13 protein-coding genes, 1 tRNA gene and 3 pseudogenes are annotated in these 14454 nt (G+C 58.5%); 8 read left to right on the forward strand and 9 right to left on the reverse strand.

Going from position 1 to position 14454, the window contains the following annotated elements; all coding sequences use genetic code 11:
- Positions 1-9: 9 nt before the first annotated feature.
- From N7E01_RS02565 to N7E01_RS02575, 3 genes are all read right to left on the reverse strand, one after another.
- Positions 10-555, reverse strand: a complete 546-nt coding sequence (locus N7E01_RS02565) for a (2Fe-2S)-binding protein (RefSeq protein ID WP_116518784.1) — start codon at positions 553-555, stop codon at positions 10-12.
- A 103-nt stretch (positions 556-658) separates the two neighbouring features.
- Complete coding sequence (locus N7E01_RS02570; RefSeq protein WP_289174538.1) at positions 659-2656, reverse strand: xanthine dehydrogenase family protein molybdopterin-binding subunit; 1998 nt, start codon at positions 2654-2656, stop codon at positions 659-661.
- A 53-nt stretch (positions 2657-2709) separates the two neighbouring features.
- Positions 2710-3381: a hypothetical protein gene (locus N7E01_RS02575; RefSeq protein ID WP_289174539.1), complete on the reverse strand. Its 672-nt coding sequence runs from the start codon at positions 3379-3381 to the stop codon at positions 2710-2712.
- Between the two features lie 253 nt (positions 3382-3634).
- Here N7E01_RS02575 and N7E01_RS02580 point away from each other — a divergent pair, with 253 nt between their 5' ends.
- On the forward strand, positions 3635-3991 hold the full coding sequence (locus N7E01_RS02580) for a site-specific integrase (protein WP_133244291.1): 357 nt from the start codon (positions 3635-3637) through the stop codon (positions 3989-3991).
- A gap of 24 nt (positions 3992-4015) precedes the next feature.
- Here the strand turns inward: N7E01_RS02580 and N7E01_RS02585 are convergent.
- Positions 4016-4091: transfer RNA gene (locus N7E01_RS02585), tRNA-His, on the reverse strand.
- Positions 4092-4223: 132 nt separating this feature from the next.
- On the opposite strand from N7E01_RS02585, the pseudogene cls reads away from it, so the two are divergent.
- Positions 4224-5680, forward strand: a pseudogene (cls, locus tag N7E01_RS02590) (cardiolipin synthase).
- Here cls and N7E01_RS02595 read toward each other — a convergent pair.
- The 5 genes and pseudogenes from N7E01_RS02595 to N7E01_RS02615 all read right to left on the reverse strand — a co-directional run bounded on the left by N7E01_RS02595 (position 5652) and on the right by N7E01_RS02615 (position 10001).
- Positions 5652-5861 (reverse strand): hypothetical protein, encoded by a 210-nt coding sequence (locus tag N7E01_RS02595; protein WP_289174540.1) that lies wholly within the window; start codon positions 5859-5861, stop codon positions 5652-5654. The pseudogene cls and the gene N7E01_RS02595 overlap by 29 nt on opposite strands.
- Positions 5858-6472: a dethiobiotin synthase gene (gene bioD, locus N7E01_RS02600; protein WP_350494908.1), complete on the reverse strand. Its 615-nt coding sequence runs from the start codon at positions 6470-6472 to the stop codon at positions 5858-5860. The genes N7E01_RS02595 and bioD overlap by 4 nt, the downstream gene beginning before the upstream one ends.
- 99 nt (positions 6473-6571) lie before the next feature.
- Positions 6572-7775 (reverse strand): annotated as a pseudogene (bioF, locus tag N7E01_RS02605) (8-amino-7-oxononanoate synthase).
- A pseudogene (bioA, locus tag N7E01_RS02610) lies at positions 7772-9120 on the reverse strand (adenosylmethionine--8-amino-7-oxononanoate transaminase). The pseudogenes bioF and bioA overlap by 4 nt, the downstream one beginning before the upstream one ends.
- Before the next feature lie 14 nt (positions 9121-9134).
- Entirely contained in the window at positions 9135-10001 is an 867-nt protein-coding gene (locus tag N7E01_RS02615; protein WP_289174541.1) for an alpha/beta hydrolase, read from the reverse strand.
- Between the two features lie 44 nt (positions 10002-10045).
- On the opposite strand from N7E01_RS02615, the gene N7E01_RS02620 reads away from it, so the two are divergent.
- The 6 genes from N7E01_RS02620 to N7E01_RS02645 all read left to right on the forward strand — a co-directional run bounded on the left by N7E01_RS02620 (position 10046) and on the right by N7E01_RS02645 (position 14423).
- Positions 10046-10894, forward strand: coding sequence for a 7TMR-DISMED2 domain-containing protein (locus tag N7E01_RS02620; RefSeq protein ID WP_289174542.1), 849 nt, complete (start codon positions 10046-10048; stop codon positions 10892-10894).
- On the forward strand, positions 10852-12051 hold the full coding sequence (locus N7E01_RS02625; protein ID WP_289174543.1) for a sensor histidine kinase: 1200 nt from the start codon (positions 10852-10854) through the stop codon (positions 12049-12051). Before N7E01_RS02620 ends, N7E01_RS02625 begins: the two co-directional genes overlap by 43 nt.
- 37 nt (positions 12052-12088) lie before the next feature.
- On the forward strand, positions 12089-12562 hold the full coding sequence (locus tag N7E01_RS02630) for a response regulator transcription factor (RefSeq protein WP_289174544.1): 474 nt from the start codon (positions 12089-12091) through the stop codon (positions 12560-12562).
- Positions 12563-12588: 26 nt separating this feature from the next.
- On the forward strand, positions 12589-12789 hold the full coding sequence (locus tag N7E01_RS02635) for a helix-turn-helix domain-containing protein (protein ID WP_289174545.1): 201 nt from the start codon (positions 12589-12591) through the stop codon (positions 12787-12789).
- Between the two features lie 105 nt (positions 12790-12894).
- Positions 12895-13512, forward strand: coding sequence for a transporter substrate-binding domain-containing protein (locus tag N7E01_RS02640; RefSeq protein WP_289174546.1), 618 nt, complete (start codon positions 12895-12897; stop codon positions 13510-13512).
- A complete protein-coding gene (locus N7E01_RS02645) occupies positions 13509-14423 on the forward strand; it encodes a transporter substrate-binding domain-containing protein (protein ID WP_289174547.1) in 915 nt (304 codons plus the stop codon). Before N7E01_RS02640 ends, N7E01_RS02645 begins: the two co-directional genes overlap by 4 nt.
- Positions 14424-14454 lie beyond the last annotated feature (31 nt).

The raw sequence follows: 14454 nt of genomic DNA on the forward strand, positions 1-14454 counted from the left end.
TCGTCCTCCTTAGTCGGTAACACAGCCCGGAGTGGCCAGGGCAACTTGCCGGACGGCTTCGTGGTAACGCACATAGCCCGTGCAGCGGCAGATATGCGCGTCCAGCGCCGTTTCTATGGCCGCCTCCAAGTGCTCGCGTCGAATAGGCGCGCGTTTGAGCTCATCGATGAAAACGGTGGCGCCCGCCACGAAACCGGCGGTGCAATAGCCGCACTGGAAAGCAAAGTGCTCGACGAATGCCTGCTGCACCGGTGTCAACGATTCGAGGCGACCTTGGGCATCGTGCGTGGCATGCCCCTCAATGGTGACAATGGACTTGCCGTTGAAGTAGTGCGCATCGAAGATGCAGGTGCGGGTTTCAGCCAGCGTGCCGTCCGGGCGCTTTTCCATGACGGCACAGGCATGGCATATCCCTTGCCCGCAACCGAAGTGGGTGCCCGTGAGGTTAAGGTATTCGTGCAGGAAGTGGATCATCGGCATGCCGGCGGGCACATCGATCGGACCGATGTCCTGGCCGTTGATAGTCAGGGCTAGCGGCCGCTTTTCAAGAGTCATGACAGAGCCTTTCTGATCTTGCCCGGTGTAATGGGAAAGTGATGAAATCGTGCGCCGATGGCGTGCGCCACGGCGTTGGAAATAGCCGGGATGACCGGGATCATCACCACTTCGGCCAGGCCCTTGGGGGTGAAGAGTCGGACTGCGGAGGCAGATACTCGGCGGTCTGCCGCCACACTGCCACGTCGGAGGCGCGCGGCACTGTGTAGCGGTTGAAGTTCCAGGTTCCGTTGCCAGGGCCATCGCCGTATAGCGGCAGGTCTTCCATCAGGGCATGGCCAATGCCCATGGCCAGGCCACCTTGCTGCTGGCCCGAAACCAGTTCGGGCACGATGACCATGCCGGTATCCAGCACGCTATGGTGCTTCAATACGCGCACTTCGCCGGTGTGAGTGTTGACGTCGACCGCCACCAGGCACGCCGCCGCCGTATACTGCGTGACCCCGGCCCTGTTGCGGTCCGTGGAGGGAAACTGCACTGTGGTGCGCTTTATGAAGTGGTAGCCGCCTGTGGTCATGAGACGCTTGTATTCGTCGGGCGCGCCATCGCCGTAGCGTACCGCCAACGCATCGACAGGCAGTGTCCGCAGGCCCGCGCCGGGTATGTCGAACTCTGCGCTGGCCCACTGCCATCGGCTGAAACAATGCACCGCCACGCCGGTGATCAATCCAAGTTCATGCGCCTTGCGGGCGATATCCTCAAATGGAATGGGCGACATGCCGCCGCCACCGATGCCGCCATTCACTAAGCGCAGGTCTTGCATGCGCATATCGCCGCTTGCCAACTGGCCGCCGGCCGGGCCGCCGCCCCAGATGGCTTGGGCGGCCGGCCATATCGTGTTTTCGAGTAGAAAACGGGCCGCCTGGCGCGTGCTGAAACCAATGAAGTACGCGCTATTGGATGCGCTCATGGGCGGTAACAGGCTGGGCACCCAATAGGGATCGCGCGCCAGTTCGTCTTGCTGCTGTTGTGTCAGGGTAAAGGGAATTTCGTTGCTTACCAAAGGAAGCTGTTCGAACGCGGTGATGCCAAAAACGGCAACGTCGGGGACCTTGCCCAGTATGCGCTGGACCATGATCTGCTGTGCCGTGGTGGCGCCGGTGCCGATTTCCTGCGTGCAATGGCGCATGGCAAGCACGCCCTGCGCGTCAAACTCAAGCACCAGCGCGCCCGTATCGGCACCCGAGCCGTAATCTTTCTGTGCTTGCGCAAACCCCAGGCCATAGCGATGCCCCGGGTGTGCGGCTTCGTAGGAGGCTTTGTCCGTTTCGCGGTTGCGCCAAAGCGGATGCGCGGCGGCCCGATCGAGCATTTCGAGGTTGCGCGGATCGCCCTCGGGCACAGCACCCTGGGTGTTGGGATAGCCGGGCCGTTGTGCATTGCGTCGGCGCAGCTCGATGGCGTCCAAACCCAGTTCGGCGGCGATTTCATCCACCATGACTTCTGTCATGGTCATTGCCTGTAAAGCACCGTAGCCGCGCATTGAGCCCGCTTCCACGGCCGGCGAAGACAGCGCTACGCCGGCCAGGTCGGATTGCGGGAAGTAGTAAATGGACTGGGCCGCGGTGGCCGCCACCTGGGCCACCGAAAACGAGAAGTTCGCGCGACCTCCGCCATTGCAGGTGTACTCGCCTTTCAAAACATCGAAAAGACCGCTGCTGCGGTCCACGGCGATGGTCACGTCCATGTCGATGGCGTGGCGCTTCATGCCCATCTGGAATTGATCGTAGCGTGTGTTCGCGAGGCGCACGGGCCGGCCGGCGCCATAGAAACAGGCGGCGATGGCGTAATAAGGAAAAATGGAGTGGTCTTTCGAGCCATAGCCCACCGTCGAGCCCGTAAGCAACTCGATTTTCTCTACCGGGAAACGCGGGTTGTCCTTGACCATCAGGGCCGCCACCCGGGCCACCTCGTAGGGCGACTGCGTGGCGGTGATCAGACAAAGCGTGCGCGTATGCGGGTCGTACCATGCGTTGCCATTGTCCGGCTCCATGGCGCAAGGGTCGATGGACTGTGAATAGCCTTGCCGCCGCAGCACGAATTTGCGAGGGTCTGCGCGAGCCTCTTCGAGGCGTTGTTCTATGGCTTGTGCGGCATCCATCCCACGACGCATGGCATCGCCGCTCTCGCGGGCCACTTGTTCGGAATCAAGTGTTACGCCACCGCCCCTGTGCTTGAGCGCCACCACGTGAGGAATGAATGGGTTGTCGTCGTCCGGCTTGGGCCACGCAGGTTTATCGCCTTCGAAGGCCCCCAGATGACGGCGTCTTGCATGGGCGAGTACAGTGGCGGGTCGGTGGGCGTTGCGCCGCCGATGCGCACATAGCGCGCCGCCCCGTAAGGTGGCGGCGGCACGGGGCCTGTTTGCTCGCCGTAGAGGACGGCTTCGGGTGCGAACTGCAATCGTCTCCGGGCGACCTGGAAACGTTCGAAATCCTGGTACACCAGCATGGCCACGGGGTGGCCAAACATGGAAGGCGTTTCTCCTTTTGGCGTAAGCAGGTGGCGACCGTAGAAGTCGGGACCCAAATCGGGCGGATCAGGCGCGTGTATGCCATCGCGCTCCAGGTCTTCGTGCAGCACCAAGCGATCAGGTTGCAGATGGCTTCCCAATAGAGAAAGGTCCACCCCTTCGAAACGTCGATCTGCCTGCGTGGCCTTGATGAAGAAGACGTGCGCCTGTTGTTCGGGCCAGCCCGGCAGGTCGCGGGCGCGATAGTCGTAGGCAAAGACCTTCTCGCCTGTCACCTTGCGCAGCGCATCCCATCGGTAGCGGGGCGATCCGTCGGTGTTCAGCCAGTTTTTGGAATGTGCCCCTGAATGCACTGGACCGCCTGGGCGGCGGGAAGGCGGGCAAACATCAGGGTGATGCCTCCGACCGTTCCCAACTTGATGAACTCGCGCCGCGAGAGCCCCTACCCATTTGCGCCCCTTCCGTCTTGGTTTTATAAGCTACAGCGATCAAGGTACCGCACATCCGCTACGAGAGTAGCCGCGGGCCTCGAGATTGGGGGTAGTTTAGCTACGGTTAAAGAAAGTGGCAATGTTCGGCAGTGATCGGGGGAGCGGGTAGCGGGGTTTGCTGCACGATATCGCGGCCCTCAAGCATGCCGGCAAAAAGCCAACGCCAATTTCAGTGTTCGTATTTGCCAATCGTCGTGGACAGCCTTACACCGCGCCTGGCTTCCAGTGCATGTGGGCGAAGGTCATGACTGACTGGCTGAGCGAAGGCGAAACTCGCGAACGCTTCACGTTTCCTGACCTAAGGGCCAATGACATGACGCACATAATGGAAGGGAAAAAAGACCCGGAAACGCACTCGAATCCGGCAACGACCCGGAGAGTTTACGACCGGCGGCGAGTAAGGAAAAATATCGCCTTTGAGGTAGTGCATGTCACCAAGTTTGGGACATGTCACCATTTGATGGTTTCCTGAAATGCCGGAAAGCCACATGAATATTGGGGTGACCGATGGGGCTCGAACCCACGACAACCGGAATCACAATCCGGGACTCTACCAACTGAGCTACGGTCACCACTAAAGAGCATTAGTTTAGCATAAGATTTTCGACCCAAGCAAGTGAACCCGAGAAGTTTCTATATACTCTACGTTGAAACGGGTTGCCCTTAGGGCACTTACCCACCGTCAACACCGTTCAAGAAACGCCATGAATTCATTTGAAACGATATTCGCAGACTACTGGCCGCACATTGCATTTGCGCTGAGCCTGCTGATTGGCGCCATTGCCGCAGTTCACGCGGCCATGACCAAAACCGATGTCCGTGCCGCCATTGGCTGGGTTGGCGTAATCATGCTTTCCCCATTCTTCGGCGCCTTGATCTACATCATTGCCGGGATCAACCGCATTCGCAAGGACCAGGTCTCACAACAGCGGGATGCCTCATTGCGCGACTACGCCGATGTTGACCTGCCCGCCTTGACGGACGTGGTGCCCTGGTCGGCGCCGCAGTTTGCCTCATTGCACACACTGGGTGACTGCGTCAGCCATTTTGCATTGCACCAGGGCAACCAGATTGACATCCTGAGTGGTGGCGACGAGACCTACCCCGCCATGATTGCAGCCATCGACGCCGCGAGCCGTTCCATCGCGCTGCAATCGTATATTTTCGATAATGATACCGAGGGTCTGAAAGTGGCAGAGGCGCTTGCGCGTGCCCAGGAGCGGGGTGTCCAGATCCGGGTGCTGATCGATGCGGTTGGCGTCAAATATTCACGCCCGCCCATTACCCGTCAGCTGCGCAAGCGGGGTATCCGCACGGCCTTGTTCATGACGAACCCGCTGGGGCTGCGCATGCCGTATGCCAACTTGCGCAGCCACCGGAAAATTCTGGTGGTGGACGGCAAGGTCGGCTTTACCGGCGGCATGAATATCCGGGAAGAGTTTGTCCGCAAGTCACCTGAGACAGATCCCGACCGTGACACTCACTTCCGTTTTGAAGGACCGGTTGTGCAGCAGCTGATGTCCGTCTTTGCACATGACTGGAAATTCACCACCCGCGAAACCCTGCCCTACGACATCTGGTGCTCGCAAGACTGGTCTGCCATCCCCCGAACTCGGTGCCTGCACGCGGCATTCGTTCGGGCCCGGACCGCAGCGTGGGCAGCAACCACAGCATGCTGCTGGGGGCGTTTGCCGTCGCCCAGCAGCATATCCGTATCCAGTCGCCATATTTCTTGCCGGATGCCGCGTTGCTCGGAGCAATCAACACCGCAGCTCGCCGGGGCATCAGAGTTGATATCGTGATCCCGGGCAAAAACAACCTTAAGCTGGTCAACTACGCCATGATGGCCCAGATTGACCAGGTGATCCGCAGCGGCTGTCGCGTCTGGGTGTGCCAGGGCACATTCAATCACTCGAAGCTGATCACCATTGATAATGCCTGGTCCTATATCGGGTCATCGAATCTCGACCCTCGAAGCTTGCGTCTTAACTTTGAGTTTGATGTCGAAATCTATAGCCATGACATAGCCAAACGGCTTTCAGCCATGGTCGATTCAGAAATCAATACCAGCAAGGCCCTGACACTTGAACAACTGTCAGGCATTCCCTTCATGAAACGACTGCGTAACAAGGTTATCTGGCTGGCAAGCCCGTATCTTTGAACGTGACAACCACCTTGCCCCGTACTTCACGACGTGCCAGGCGCTGCAAGCCCTGAACAGCATCTTCAAGACGGATACGCTCGCTGATGACGGGTGCCAAGCGCCAGGCATCGACCACACACGACTCTGCCAGTTGCAAGTCGTCAAGTGGCCCGAACTGCCGGCATACCAACGCCTTCATTCTGACGCGGGCATGGCGCCAGGCCAGCCTTCGAGACGGCTGAAATCAAGATGGTTGGCGGCAATGGCAGGGTCAGGATCCACCAGCCGGGGGATGCAACCCAGATACGGAGCCGGCAAACGCCCGTTCAGCGCCTGAATGTTTTCATTGAAACAGGGCATGTCTGGGTCAACGGTATTGGCCACCCAGCCCGCCAGACGCAAGCCACGGGCCTGGACGGCCTGGGCCGTCAGAACCGCATGACTGATACACCCCAGCCGCATGCCCACCACCAGCACGACCGGCAACGCCAGCGCTTGCGCCACATCGGCCAGATCCTCGGTTTCTGAAATCGGCACGCAAAAGCCACCTGCCCCTTCGACCACAACAGCCTGGGCCTGCAACTGGATCTGCGCAAACGCCTCAAGAATGACGCGGGAAGTCATGGTGATACCGGCGTTACGCGCAGCGATATGCGGCGCAACAGGCTCATCGAACAGATACGGCACAACCCGGTTACGATCAAGGCTTGTATTCACCTGCGACAACAGGATTTCAACATCCTCGTTGCAACGACGCCCGTCGATCTGCTGCGTACCGGCAGCCACCGGTTTCATGGCAGCAACACGCACCCCTGCTTCGCCAGCCCATGCACCAGCGCTGCGGCGACCAGGGTTTTTCCAATTTCGGTATCGGTACCTGTCACAAAACAGGCAAAAGGTGCTTGTGCGTCAGAGATAGGCGTCATCATCAATCTCGCGTTCAGCACGGTTAATGGCTCGGCCCAGGCGGAACACATCGTCTGGCGTGTGGGCCGCGCTGACCGTAATGCGCAGACGAGCGGTATCGGGGGGAACAGTAGGAGGACGAATGGCTGGCACCCACAACCCCTGGTGCATCAAGAAACCCGCCACCTTGGTCACATCGTTGTTGGACCCGATGATGACAGGCTGTATGGCCGTATCAGAGTCGGGCACCCCCACTTTTGCAGATAAATGGACTCGGCCAGATGCCGGCAATTCGTCCGCAGGCGTTCCCGTCGATCAGCACCCTCATCACCGGTGATGATATCGAGACTGGCCAGTAGCGCATGGGCCAGTGCGGGTGACGAAGCCGTCGTATAGATGTAGGCACGCGCCCGTTGCACCAGCCACTCAATAACCTGGTCATGCGCGACGACAAATGCCCCGGACACACCGGCGGCCTTGCCCAGCGTACCCATGTAAATAATGCGTGGCGAACCTAACGCAAGGTGCTCGAGCGCCCCCAAACCGCGCTCGCCCAGCACACCAAAGCCATGCGCATCATCGATCACGAGCGCGGCATCGTACTGCTGTGCCAGCCGGTCAAGCTCAGCCAGAGGCGCAAGGTTGCCGTCCATGCTGAACACGCTGTCGGTCACAATAATCCGTGTAGGCGCCGTGCTGGCCGCAAGCAAGGTTTCCAGGTGCTGAACATCGTTATGCGGGTAGACGCTGACGCGAGCCCTGGCCATGCGCATGCCGTCAATCAACGACGCATGATTCAGACGTTCAGAAAAAATTCGACCTCATCGTCCAACTGGGCCAGTGCCGTCAGCAATGACACATTGGCCATATAACCTGTGCTGAAGTACAGCGCCCGTGCCCCGGGCACCCAAGGCGCGTACAACCCGGCCAGCCTGTCTTCAAGCTCGGCATGTGCACGGGTGTGGCCACTGATCAGGTGCGAGGCGCCACTGCCTGCCCCATACCGCAGCGCACCGTCTTGCAAGGCCTGTACGACGGCAGGATGAGCGGCCAGCCCCAGATAATCATTGCTGCAAAAGGCCAGCAATTCGCGATCATTGACCCGTACCCGGCGCCCCCAAGGCGATTCAACCACCTTCAGGTGACGACGCAGCCCAGCCGTATCGATGTGTTCAAGCCCTTTCGCAACCTGCTCAAGCCATTTCATCGCAACGTCGCCAGAACTTGACTCAAAACCGCAAAAACCGCGTCACCCAGAAACCGGATATGGGCGTCATCAAGAATATACGGGGGCATGAGATAAACCGTTGTGCCGATCGGGCGCATCAACACACCGTACGACAACCCGACTGTGAAAAACGTTTTTGAGAATTCCCTGGCGTAGTGAGGATCATCGAAATGCACATCGAACGCCCAGATCATGCCGCACTGCCTGAAATGACGAACACGCGGATGCGCCGCCACGAGCGCCAGTGCCTGTGACAGCTGGGCCGCCTTGGTTTTGTTAGCGGCCAGAACATCATCTTGCTCGAAGATATCCAGCGTGGCCAGGGCCGCCCGACACGCCAGCGGATTACCCGTATACGAATGCGAATGCAAAAAACCACGCGCCGTTTCCGCGCTGTAAAACGCCTGGAAGACCTCATCGGTGGTCATCACCAGCGACAAAGGTAAATACCCCCGCTGATCCCTTTGGACAAGGTCAGGAAATCGGGCCAGATATTCGCCTGCTCGCAGGCAAAGAATGTACCTGTACGGCCACAGCCCACCGCTATTTCATCGGCAATCAGGTGCACCCCGAATTGGTCGCACAACTGCCGCAAACCGACCAGATAGCTGGCATCGTGCATCGCCATACCCGTGGCACACTGAACCAGAGGCTCGATAATGATGGCGGCAATCTGGCTGGCCTGGTTTTCAAACAAAATACGAACCTGATCCAGCGCACGCGCCGCCACTGCCGCGGCATCTTCACCAGGCCGGGCATCGCGCGCATCGGGTGAAGCGACCACATGGGCGCTACCCAGCAACGGCCCGTAGGCATCACGAAAAATGGCGACGTCGGTTACACCCAGCGCACCGATGGTTTCACCGTGATAACTGCCCTTCAGACAGACAAACGTCTTTTTCTCTGGCTGACCGGTGTTGCGCCAGTAATGAAAACTCATTTTCAGGGCGATTTCAACCGCAGAAGCGCCGTCAGAGGCGTAGAAACAATGTCCCAGACGCTCGCCTGTGAGGGCGGCCAATCGCTCGGACAATTGCACTACCGGCTCGTGGGTGAAGCCCGCAAGCATGGCATGTTCAAGATGGTCAAGCTGATCTTTGATCGCCCCGTTGATACGGGGGTTGGCATGCCCGAACAGATTGACCCACCATGAACTGATGGCGTCCAGAAAACGACGCCCATCGTGGTCGAACAGCCACGGACCCTGTCCGCGCGCCACGGGAACAAGCGGTACAGCCTCGTGGTGCTGCATCTGTGTGCACGGATGCCAGACACTGGCCAGACTGCGCGCAACCCAGTCAGCGTCCGCAGATTTGTGCGACATACTGCAGCCCCTGTTTATTTGCCATTGATCGTATCGGCAATGACACGACTGTAGGGTGAAGCGATATCTGCCAGCACATCAAGCACGGTAAAGTGGTGCGTGTCGGGCACCACATGATGGTCGGTGACGACATCACCCCATTGCTGGGCGATGGCTGCCGACTGCAGATGAAATTGCAAGGTTTCATGCTCACCAATAATGGTATGCACGCACGCACCGGCTCCGGGCCTGTAACCCGCTGGACTTAGCGCCTGAGCACGAGCAACATCAAGCGACAACGCGTTATTGACACTGGAGGGCACCAGCGGAGGCAGGTCAAAAACACCACTGATCGCAAACACAAAACGGATAGGCGGCATACCCTGATTTTCAGGCGTGTCGGTGACCATCGATGAAACCAGATGGCCGCCGGCAGAATGCCCCATGATGGAAATTTGCTGCGTATCGACGCCAAAACGCACGGCATTGGCGTGCAGCCATTTGATCGCATTACGCACCTCAACTACCATGTCTTCCATGCGTGCCTGCGGCGCCAGCGAATAATTGATTACCGCCACATGAATGCCCGCCGTCACATACGGTTCAGCGATAAATCCGACATCACTTTTGTCACCGCTTTGCCAATAGCCGCCATGCACGAACACCAGGAGCGGCGCAATAGCCCGGTCTGCCTTGTAAAAATCAAGGTTCTGCAACGGCTGATCGCCATAGGCAATGTCGCGTTCCGGCTGCAGGCGGGCCATCAGCGTTGCACTTTTATCTTGCCAACCTTTGGCGACTTCCGGAAAATCGGGGAACGCCGCACGCAGGTTGTAACCTTTTTCGCTGAGCGCCTCGGGACAGATGACACGACCCTTCGACAGGCCATTGAAACTGGGCATTTTTTGGAGTCTCCGCTGGTGGTATGAACGTCGAAGATTCTAGCATGCAGGTCTGCGCCGAACGCCGCACCAACCCGGCCTCGACAGACCGTGGCACCACCCGTGATAACGTTGGCAACCTCACTACCATGCATCTATTTCTGGCTCAAACCATTGCCGCACTTCGAATGGCCCTGCTCTGTTCGACGGCGATTGGACTGACACTGCTGCTGGCGACATCTGCCCGGGCCCAGCAGCAGCTCGGCCCCGACCTCCCTTTTCAATGGTATGAGGATCACACGGCTGCGGCCGATCTGGATGCTTTCCTGAAACTGCCGCCCGAGGCATTAACCTGGGCAGAACGTCCGGTATCACTGGGCTATACCCGGTCGGCGCTCTGGATCAAGACCTTCATCCCGTCTACCCGGCTCGCGACAACAGGCAACTGGTTGTCGGTCGGGCCCGCCTTCATTGACGACATTACTCTTTATGTCCGCCCTCACGGGACTGAAGGCGATTGGCAGCGAAAAGACTCGGGTGACTTATGGCCCGGCTCACGCAGTGAGCTCGATTACCGGATACCCACGTTTGCGCTTCCTGACCTGGAGCCGGGCAGCGCCGGACTCGACCTGATCATACGGGCGGAGAGTTCCAGCGCCTTGCTGATCCGGGCAAGTGTGCTTGATGACCTGGGGCTGCTGGAACACACGACACGCAGCACAGGCTTCTGGAGTTTCTACTTTGGGCTGGCCGCAATTTCGTTATGCCTGGCCATCTTGCTAGCCATCGCGATCAACCAGCGGTTTTTGTGGGCCATTTGCGCATTTTCGCTGACCTATGTGCTGGTTGCCTGCATCGAAGGCTTCGTTTCATGGATGATGGCCCCTGGCTGCCCAACCTTCAGCACTACCTGACCAGCATTTTCAGTCTGATCAGTTTTGCGGCACTGCTATGGCTATGGGCTGAGGCCCTGAATCTGGCTTTGCGCTGGCCTCTGCTGTACCGGCTGACCCTGGGCTGCGCTGTGCTGATTGCTTCTTTGGTGCTGCTGATCCCGTTAAACCGTTACGGAACAGCCGTGAGCCTCAGAACCGGACTGTTTGCCATTGGCACCCTGATGCTGACGGGTGGCTCTGTACTGTTGTGGTTTCGCCGAAAGCTGTCGGGTACCGGCCTGGCACTTGGCCTGGTGCCACTGGCCTATGTTGCATCGGGCGTTGGGGCTCAACTTGCGCTCTCGGGCGCCATTGCGTACTACCAGCAGCTTTACATCGTCTGGCAATATCTGCTGATTCTCAATATCCTGGTAGTGCTGGCGCTGGCCGTAAAGCGGGTACGCGATGCAAACCGCGAAAATCAAAGCCGGCGCCTGCTGGCCCACGAACTGCGCACCGAACGTGAGGCCAGCTTTCACCAACGTCAGTTCATCGGGCTTGTCGCGCATGAATTCCGCACACCACTGGCGGTCATATCCAGCGCTTTGCAAAACCTGCAAACGCAGGGGCTTTCCGAAACGCAACGCGATGAACGCTATGAAAAAATCCAGCGTGCCGCTCAACGTCTTACGCAGCTGACCGATAACTGCCTGGCCGACTCGCGACTGTCAGCAACCCACCTGCGGATCGAACGTCAACCTGCCGACCTGATCGAACTGATCCGATCCACCCTTGAGCCTGTTGACAACAGCACGGAAAATACTGTGGTAGTCACCATCAATGGCCGACCGGTAAACGACTGGCCTCGTCCCCGTATCATGGACATCGATGCCGCCCTGATACGTATCGCCCTTTCAAATCTGATCGACAATGCGCTGAAGTACGCTCCGGCAAGCGCCATCACCGTTGACCTGGCTGTTTCGCCAGAACGAGTCACTCTCAGTGTGTGTGACCATGGCCCCGGCATTCCGCCAGGTGAGGCGACCACAATCTTCGAACGTTACCGGCGCGTTGAACGCCCGGGGCGCCGCCAGCCCGGCACAGGCCTCGGGCTGTATATTGCCCGCGAAATCGCCAGTGGCCCACGGCGGCAGCCTGACCTTGCGCCCCAACCAGCCTCACGGCTGCTGCTTTGAACTGAGCGTACCCACTCCCCCGGACTCTGAAACTGCCATGACATCAACTGCCCGCATTGCCATCATTGAAGACAACGAAGATCTGCTGGAAGAACTGATGTTTTTTCTGCAATCAAGAGGTTACCCGGTCTGGGGGAAGCGCAGTGCAGAGGCGTTCTGGAAACATTTGCATCGCCACCCCGCAGACATTGTCCTGATCGATATCGGACTGCCCGGCGAGGACGGTTTCAGCGTTGTCGAATATCTGAAAAGCCTGGGACGCTATGGACTTGTTGTCCTGACGGCTCGCGGCGGGATGCATGACAAGCTGCGGGGCCTGAACCTTGGGGCCGACCAGTACCTGGTCAAACCTGTCAATTTTGCCGACCTCGCCGAACAGATCAGTGCGCTATGGGCCCGGATGCAACTGAACGCCACGCCCGAACTGTCCGGCGTTGACACCCCCTACTGTGGCAGCTTGACAATAACCGCCAGGAACTGGTCAGCCCTGATGGTATTACCCTGCCCCTGACCAGCCAGGAATACAAACTCATCGAAATGCTGCATCGGTACAGCAATGAAGTTTGCAGCAAGGAAATGCTGCATGACCTGCTCTTTGGCTATGCCGAAGCTCCCGATACCCATCGCATCGACGTCGTCCTGAATCGGGTTAGGAACAAGGCACGTCAACTGGGCGTGCGTCTGCCTGTCCGCTCGATTTTCGGCAAGGGGTTGGTGCTGGTCTCGTCTGCCGCGTAACCGTTTCACCACACCGAGACTTTTGAGACAACCGAGACTGGCATACCGGTACATTTTCGGGCACAGTTGGCCAGGTCTGTCACTGTCGTTTTGCATTGGTCACCTATGCCCGTCTGGTTGCGCTATCTGTTGCTGTGCTGTTTGCTGGTTGTCTCAGAACTTGGGCAACCCGTACGCGCACAAATTCCAGACAGCATCAGTGTCGGCATCGTGGCCGACAACGAACCCTATTCCGGCTATGGGCGTAACGGCCCTGAAGGCTTCTCGGTTGACGTTCTGAACAAAATCAGCGAACTGACCGGCATCCGTTTTGAATACCGGGTTGGCAGCTGGACGGACATTTATTCGGCATTTCTGCGCAAAGAGCTCGACGCCATCGACGAGGTATCGTGGCGGGAAGACCGTGTGAACAGCATGCTGTTCACACGTCCATACCACATTCGTCAAACCGTCATTTTGCATGACGCCAACCGTCCTCTGCCCGAAATCAGGCAACTGTCAGACCTGAAAGGGTACCGTATCGGTGTATTACGCGATGTCTATTACCTGGAATCATTACGCAACGCCGGGCTAGAGCTGATCGAGTACAGTCTTCAACCGGAAATGATTCACGCCCTGTCATTCGGCTGGGTCGATGCGATTGTCGGCTCGGAAGTCACCCTGTCCTACTTCGTACGACAGCTCGGTCAACTGAGCCTGGAGCTGTTGGGAACCGCCCCTTGAACGGGCAGGAGAGCGAAGATTTCCGTATCGCCGTCCAGAAAGATGCGCCGACGCTGCACCGGCAACTGGATGACGCCCTCGCACGGATTGACCCGAACTGGCTGCGCGAAACCCAGGAACGCTGGCAGGAATATGGCGGGCGTTCCTTGCAGGCGCGTCAGGTGCGTTTGACACCCGCCCAGCAAGCCATGCTCAGACAACAAGGGCCTTTGCGAGTCGGACTGATGCGCGACTATGCCCCTCTCAGCTTTGAAGATGGCGGACAAATTCAGGGTCTGACTGTCGACATTCTGGCACGCATCATGGACACAACGGGCCTGCGGGCCATGCCCGTCGTCGGGCAGTGGCACCAGTTGATCGAACTCTTCCAGCGCGGCGAGATCGACATCATGGCCAATATTTCCGACTTGCCATCACGGCGCGAATACAGCCGGTTCACCCAACCGTACCACTTCGTGTCCGTCGTAGGGTTTACCAAGTCGGCTGATTACCGGCTGACCTCGAAGGAAAGCCTCAAAGGTCTGCGTGTCGGCTATGGTGAAGGTATTTTCTATGCCGATGCCCTGCGCCGCGAAATTGGTGATAACGCCATTGCGTTCAGTGACCAGGCCTCCATGTTCATCGCACTGGCAAACGGGCAGATCGACCTTGTCCTGGCCGCGCTGGACAACGGCAACCACTGGTTGCGTGAACAGGGTCAGCGAGACGTTCACATTGCCGGCGAACTGACGCTCGACGATGTCATCCGTGAAGACCTGCGCTTTGCCATCCGGCCCGAACTGGAAGCACTGGTACCCATATTGAATCTGGCCCTTGACGGCATCACCCCAACCGAGCGACGTGTTATCGAAAACCGCTGGCTGGGCGCCCAGATCGCTACCCGTACCCCGGCCCCATCCCCCTTGAACTAACCGCAACTGAAAAAGCATCGCTCGACAAACG

This window comes from Neopusillimonas aromaticivorans (genome assembly GCF_030344915.1).
Taxonomy (GTDB): domain Bacteria; phylum Pseudomonadota; class Gammaproteobacteria; order Burkholderiales; family Burkholderiaceae_B; genus Neopusillimonas; species Neopusillimonas aromaticivorans.

Coding starts and splice junctions, on each gene's coding strand:
- N7E01_RS02565 (WP_116518784.1), bottom strand. CDS start 555: ATGACTCTTGAAAAGCGGCCGCTAGCCCTGACTATCAACGGCCAGGAC.
- N7E01_RS02570 (WP_289174538.1), bottom strand. CDS start 2,656: ATGGATGCCGCACAAGCCATAGAACAACGCCTCGAAGAGGCTCGCGCA.
- N7E01_RS02595 (WP_289174540.1), bottom strand. CDS start 5,861: ATGAAGGCGTTGGTATGCCGGCAGTTCGGGCCACTTGACGACTTGCAA.
- N7E01_RS02615 (WP_289174541.1), bottom strand. CDS start 10,001: ATGCCCAGTTTCAATGGCCTGTCGAAGGGTCGTGTCATCTGTCCCGAG.
- N7E01_RS02620 (WP_289174542.1), top strand. CDS start 10,046: ATGCAGGTCTGCGCCGAACGCCGCACCAACCCGGCCTCGACAGACCGT.
- N7E01_RS02625 (WP_289174543.1), top strand. CDS start 10,852: ATGGATGATGGCCCCTGGCTGCCCAACCTTCAGCACTACCTGACCAGC.
- N7E01_RS02630 (WP_289174544.1), top strand. CDS start 12,089: ATGACATCAACTGCCCGCATTGCCATCATTGAAGACAACGAAGATCTG.
- N7E01_RS02635 (WP_289174545.1), top strand. CDS start 12,589: ATGCTGCATCGGTACAGCAATGAAGTTTGCAGCAAGGAAATGCTGCAT.
- N7E01_RS02640 (WP_289174546.1), top strand. CDS start 12,895: ATGCCCGTCTGGTTGCGCTATCTGTTGCTGTGCTGTTTGCTGGTTGTC.